2 protein-coding genes and 1 tRNA gene are annotated in these 1,235 nt (G+C 65.8%); all 3 read right to left on the bottom strand.

Annotation, left to right across the window (positions count from 1 at the left end):
• Nucleotides 1–312: 312 nt before the first annotated feature.
• A tRNA-Ala gene (locus VFQ05_05545) sits at nucleotides 313–388 on the bottom strand.
• Nucleotides 389–472: 84 nt separating this feature from the next.
• Nucleotides 473–784, bottom strand: coding sequence for a hypothetical protein (locus tag VFQ05_05540; GenBank protein ID HET9326218.1), 312 nt, complete (start codon nucleotides 782–784; stop codon nucleotides 473–475).
• The coding region (locus VFQ05_05535) for a hypothetical protein (GenBank protein HET9326217.1) at nucleotides 781–1,235 on the bottom strand (455 nt) is incomplete at its 5' end. The genes VFQ05_05540 and VFQ05_05535, both read right to left, overlap by 4 nt.

Raw genomic sequence — 1,235 nt, 5'->3', positions numbered from 1 at the left:
ATCCACACCCCTGTCCACGACATCGCATCGCGGAAGCTCGGCTCCTCGCTCTTGCGATGCAGCACGGCGAGGTCGAAGACGAGCACCACCAGGATGAAGAAATTGAAGACGATCCAGGGCAGCAGTCCGCTCACGAGCATGAAGGGTCCTCCGTGCAAACGATCGATCGAGCCACTTCAAGATAGAGGACCGCGCGGCGCAGTCGAGGAAGACCGGACGCGCCGGCGTCCGATTGCACAAAGACCGAACACGGATGAGGGCCGCGGGCGAATGAAAAGCGCGCGGCCACGGGAGGCGTGGCCGCGTCGAAGATGGTGGAGATGAGCGGATTCGAACCGCCGACCCCCTCGTTGCGAACGAGGTGCTCTCCCAGCTGAGCTACATCCCCAAGCTCTGGGGGCGGGACCGCGCCTAAGCCTGGCGGCATCCGCCGAGTGGCGCGCATATTAGCAGGGGAACTCGAAGTTTCAAGCTAGTGAAGGAACCAATGTCGCTCGTGCGCGGCGAGCACTACCATCGCCACCACCGCCGCGATCCAGATCGACGACCAGCGCACGGGCGTGCGCATCGGCCACAGGATCACCACCCCGAGCGCCGCGCCCAGGGCGGCGTTGATGAGCCTCCCGAACCACGCGATCACCGGCTCGCCGGGGACGTCGATCAGTCCCCACGACGCGGAGTTCGGGTAAAAGAGTATGCGGATCGGGTAGGACGTGAGCACGGCCAGCGCGTAGCCGACAATTCCTCCCAGGCTCGCGCCCCAGCACAGCCGCTCGCGGATCATAGGCCGCGCAGATTGTTGACCACGTGGCCGATCACGAAGTTCCACCATGCCACGATCAGCAGAATGGTGGTGACCGCGCGGCGGCTGCCGCGATGCGCCGCGGTCTGCCACAGCGCCCAGTAAGCGGGTATCAGCGCCAGCGCGATCGCCGCGGCGTGCTCCTTGACCTCGAACAGCCCGGTCGCCCAGGGCACGGCCGCGTCGAGGTAGGTGGCGCGCACATCGGTCCGAAACGGCACGTAGATCACGGCGCCGAGAGCGATCGTGAAGACGAGCAGCACGATGATCGCGTTCACATAGCGCTGAGGATGGACCGCGCCTAGCGATCTCCAGAACCCGGCGCTGGTCGGGCTCGCCCACCACACGGCGATGGCCTGGTGGGTGATCGCGCCGAGGAGGAGCGTGGCGCTCAGGCCGTGCACGATCAGCAGGAAGATTTTCACGACCGAGC

The organism is Candidatus Eisenbacteria bacterium (genome assembly GCA_035712145.1).
Lineage (GTDB): Bacteria > Eisenbacteria > RBG-16-71-46 > RBG-16-71-46 > RBG-16-71-46 > DASTBI01.
Note: the sequence above shows the minus strand (reverse complement) of the source record. Positions and strands in the feature narration are given on the sequence as shown.